The 4,835-nt window shown below is 74.0% G+C and carries 2 protein-coding genes; both read right to left on the bottom strand.

The window, feature by feature from the left end; all coding sequences use genetic code 11:
* A partial coding sequence (locus HET64_RS36650) for a beta-ketoacyl synthase N-terminal-like domain-containing protein (protein WP_308370429.1) occupies positions 1 to 3,135 on the bottom strand: 3,135 nt, incomplete at its 3' end.
* Between the two features lie 56 nt (positions 3,136 to 3,191).
* The gene (locus tag HET64_RS36645) at positions 3,192 to 4,775 is read right to left on the bottom strand and encodes a PfaD family polyunsaturated fatty acid/polyketide biosynthesis protein (RefSeq protein WP_215111557.1); all 1,584 of its coding nucleotides are present in this window, start codon (positions 4,773 to 4,775) and stop codon (positions 3,192 to 3,194) included.
* Positions 4,776 to 4,835: the final 60 nt, after the last annotated feature.

Raw genomic sequence — 4,835 nt, 5'->3', positions numbered from 1 at the left:
CATCCCCTCCCCGTCCCCCGCCCAGCAGCCTTCGGCGTACCAGCCCGACCTCGTCGACACCGCCGGAGTCGGGCCCGCCACCGGCGGCGACTGGTACGCCGCCGTCGAGAGCATCCAACGCCAGACGGCGGAGACCCACGCGTTCTGCCAGCGTCTCCTGACGGACAGCCACCTGGCCTTTCTGCGGATGACGGAGACGACCCTGGCCGCGATGCTCGGCGCGCCGAACCCGGCCGTGGACGTGGACGTGGGTACGGGGGCGGGCTGCGGTCGGCGCCGGGGCTCAGGTGCCGGAGCGGACGACAGCTCGGCGGACGTGGCACGGGCCGGCGGTGACTGGCCGTAGTTCGCTCCGCTGATCTTCACCGTCATGCGGGGCTCGCGCTCCTTCGCTGGGGTTCCGGGCGAGGTGTACGGCGCCCAGAGCGGGTCGAGATCGAGGGGGACGCCGCGTACGGCGAGTTCGCCGAGCGCGGCGTGCAGGGCGTCGGCACCGGGCCGGGCCTGTCGGTCCAGGGGGACGGCCGCGTGCTCGCGGTCGCCGAGGATCTGGTGGACCAGCCCGGTCAGCGTGGCACCCGCGCCGATCTCGACGAAGGTGCGAACGCCCGCCGCGTACATCGCCTCGATCTGGTCCTGGAAGAGCACCGGGGAGGCGAGATGACCGGCGATCCGGTGGCGCACCTCATCGGGGGACGAGGGGTACGGCGCCGCGTCCGCGTTGCCGTAGACCTCGATCCGGGGCTCCGCGAGCGGCACCGTGCGCAGGTACGCGGCGAGCGGCTCGACGGCCGGCGCGACCAGCGGGCAGTGGAAGGCGGTCGACGTGGCCGGCCGACGCGTGCCGACCCCCTCGGCGGAGAACGCCTTCTCGGCACGGGCGACCGCCTCCACCGATCCCGACAGCACGACTTGGCACGGGGAGTTGTGGTTGGCCGGCCAGAGGTCGCCGAACCCGCCGCCGGCGAGTACCCCGGCCACGCGCGTTCGGTCCGCCGCCACCGCCAGCATCGCGCCCGGGGCGTCCGCCGCGTCCCGCATCAACTCACCGCGGCGACGGGCCAGACCCACCAGCGACTCCGCGTCCAGCACGCCCGCGCACGTCAGCGCCACCAGCTCGCCGAAGCTGTGGCCCGCCACGCAGTCCGGCCGCAGTCCCAGCCCCCGCACCACCTCCAGCAGCGCCAGCGCGTGCACCGCCAGCGCGGGCTGCGCCCACTCGGTGGCGTCCAGCAGGGTCCGCCGGGCGGCGCGCTCCCCGTCGGTGAAGGCGGGCGGCGGGAACACGACCCGGTGCAGGGGCCGCCCGTCGAAGCGGGTGCCGCCCAGCCGGTCCCACACGGCCTGGGCGGCCGGCGCCAGCATCGCGAGACCGGCTCCCATCCCGACGTACTGGGACCCCTGTCCCGGGAACAGGAAACCGATACGGCCGGGCGCGGCCTCCCCGTACGCATACCGGACACCGGTGGGCGTCGAGAACGCCGCGTCGGGGCGCCGCCGGATCAGCGCGAGCGCCTGGGCGTACTTCTCCCGCAGGTCCGCGGCGTCGGTGGCGACGACGGCCAGCCGCACCCGGGCGGCGGGGGAGAAGGCGGCCTGGCTCTCCCGTGCCAGCGTGGCCAGCGGACGATCGTCGTCCGTCCGGAGCGCCATCAGGTCCGACGGGGAGTCGCCGCCGAACAGGACGAGCTCGCTCGGCGCCGTGCGGTGGCGCAGGGCAGGGCGCCCCGGGCCGCCCGAGGACGCGTACTCCTCCAGCGTGACGTGGAAGTTGCTGCCGCCGAAACCGAAACTCGACACCGCCGCCCGCCGCGGATGGCCGGCCGGCCTGACCCACGGGCGGGTCTCGGTGTTGACGTAGAACGGGCCGTTCGGGGCGGCGGCCGCCGGGTTCGGCCGCTCCACCTTGACCGTCGGCGGCAGCACCTTGTGGTGCAGGGCCAGGACCGCCTTGAGCAGGCCCGCGGCGCCCGCCGCGCACTTGGTGTGGCCGATCTGCGACTTGACCGAACCGATCGCGCACCACTGTCCGTCCGGGCGTCCCGAAGCGCCGAACACCGCTGCCAGCGCCGCCAGTTCGGCGGTGTCTCCGGCCTTCGTGCCGGTCCCGTGCGCCTCGACCAGCTCCACGGTCTCCGGCCCGTAGCCGGCTCCCTCGTAGGCGCGTCGCAGGGCCCGCTCCTGGCCCTCGGGCAGCGGGGCGTAGATCGCCGTGCTCCTGCCGTCGGACGAGGTGCCGATGGACCGGATCACCGCGTGGATCCGGTCGCCGTCACGCTCCGCGTCGGACAACCTCTTCAGCGCGTACATGACGACCGCCTCGCCGAGCATGGTGCCGTCCGCCGCGGCCGAGAACGGCCGGCAGTCGCCCGTGGGGGACAGTGCGGGCGTCTTGGAGAAGCACAGGAACATGCCGATGTCGTTCCCGGTGTCCACGCCACCGCTGATCACCAGGTCGGCCCGGCCCAGGGCCAGTTCACCGATGGCCGTCGACAGAGCAGCGAGCGAGCTGGCGCAGGCGGCGTCGGTGGTGTGGTTGATGCCGTGCAGATCGAACCGGTTGGCGATCCGGCCCGCGACGACGTTGCCGAGCAGTCCGGGGAAGGTCGATTCGCGCCACGGCTCGAAGCGGGCCGCGATGCGGTCGCACACGGCTTGCGCCTCGGTCTCGTCGAGTCCGCTCTCCCGCAGCCCCGCGAGCCATGCGGGGCGATGGGCGCGCCCGTACATGTGCGGAAGGAGTTCGAGAGCCGCCGCGCCGAGGACGACGCCGGTCCGGTCACGGTCCACCCCGGCCGGACCGCCGGCATCCGTCAGCACCTGGTCGGCGACCATCAGGGCGAGCAGTTGGGAGGTGTCCGTCGCCGGCAGATTGGCGGGCGGCACCCCGTAGGCCATCGGATCGAAGTCCACCTCGGGGAGGAACGCGCCCCGGCGGGCGTACGTCTTGTCGGGGGCGGCCGGATCCGGGTCGTAGTGGTCCTCCACGCGCCAGCGGGTGGCGGGCACCTCGGTGATCAGGTCGCGGCCACCGGTCACGATCCGCCAGTAGCCTGCCGCGTCCGTGGCGCCGGGCACCAGGGCGCCCACGCCGACCACGGCGATGGGGAGCTGGCGGGGGACGGGGTCGGACACGCTCTCTCCTCGGGGTCGTACGGTCGGTGCCGACGCCCTGGTGGCGCCGGTGCCGCTCACGCCAGCTCGCACGGCGCGTAGGTGAACGCCTCGGCCGGCAAGGGGACGCCGTACGTGCGCAGTTGATGGGCGCGGGTGAGCACGGCGGCCCCCTCCAGCAGATTGAGTCCGATCAGCACCACGGACCGGTGCGCCGGATCGGCCAGGAACGAGCCCGCCGCCCACCGGTTGAACGCGCCCATCGCCGGCCCGCACCAGATCTGGAAGTCGGCCCGACGCGACTCCTCCCCGGTGATCGCCCACCGGCTGGAACTGCCCAGATACCAGCGGAAGACCAGGGCCATACGGTGCTTCGGGTCGGCCTCCGCACGGGTGATCTCCGCGGGATCGCGCTGGTCCCAGAACGTGCGGGCGTGCCGCCAGATCTCGTCGAACGGGGCGCGCAGCACGTCGCGTTCGATGGTGGCGCGCAGCGCGGAGGGGATCTCCTCCAGCGATCCGTGGGCCCGGTACGCGGCATGGAGCCGAGCCGCCCGCTGGGCGAACATCGTCCCCCGGGAGAGCACTTGGAGCTTCACGCCCAGCTCGAACATGTCGGCCGCCGGCGCCATGGCCACATCGGAGACGTCCGCGTCGCAGAGCATCGCCTTGGCCGCGTCGGACAGACCCGCCTCGACGGCCGTCTGGTTCACCGACCCGACGACCACGTAGGAGGCGCCGAGGGCGAAGGCGGCGGCCACCGCGTCCGGTGTGCCGAGACCCCCGGCCGCGCCGAGCCGGACCGGCCGACGGTATCCGAACCGCCGGCCCAGTGCGTCACGCAGCGCGGCGATCCTCGGCAGCAGGACCGACAACGGCCGGTTGTCGGTGTGTCCGCCGCTGTCCGCCTCCACGGTGATGTCCTCGGCCACCGGCACCAGGGCCGCCAGGGACGCCTCCTGGCGGGTCAGCTTTCCCCGGGCGACGAGGTGGTCCAGCAGTGCGGGCGGCGCGGGGGAGAGGAACCTCTCGGCCACCTCGGGCCGGGAGACCTTCGCCAGCAGATGCGTGCGCCGGACGACGGCGCCGTCCGGGCCCCGGCGCAGCCCGTGCGCCGAGCACAGGACGACCGCCGGGGTCAGCTCCATGAACGCCGACGCCGAGATCCGGGGAACACCGCGACGCAGCAGCAGCTCGGCGACGCGGAACTCCAGTGCCGGTTCGGCCGGTGAGTGGATGAGATTGACGCCCCAGTTCGAGCGGGACCCCAGCTCCCGCACCAGCGTGTGCACGGCCCGTTCCACATCGGGGTAGGCCAGACCGCCCGCGCCGAAGAAGCCGATCATCTCCGCCCGGGCCATCGCGGAGACCATCCGGGTGGTCGCGATGCCGTTCGCCATCTCCCCCGCGACATAGGGGAAACGGACGCCGTGCGCCTCGCAGAAGGTGCGGCCGCCGAGCCATTCGGGGTACAGCGGCGGCAGCGTGCCGAGCACCGGGCCGGCGGGCACGGCGCCGGTCGCGATCCCCAGCTCCCGGCCGTCCGGCCCGCTGACGACGTGCACGGGTTCCCGGATCTGCCGGACACGGGCCGTGATCCCCTCGGGTGAGAAGACCGGCGAGGAGGCGGCAGGGGGGCCGAGAGCGGTGAGGACGGACACGGGAAGGCTCCAACGGGGTGGGTCGGCTGCCGGTCAGGCGTACCGGGCGGACGGGAGGGG

Origin of the sequence: Streptomyces sp. McG3 (assembly GCF_018619185.1) — a bacterium.
Classification (GTDB): domain Bacteria; phylum Actinomycetota; class Actinomycetes; order Streptomycetales; family Streptomycetaceae; genus Streptomyces.
Note: the sequence above shows the minus strand (reverse complement) of the source record. Positions and strands in the feature narration are given on the sequence as shown.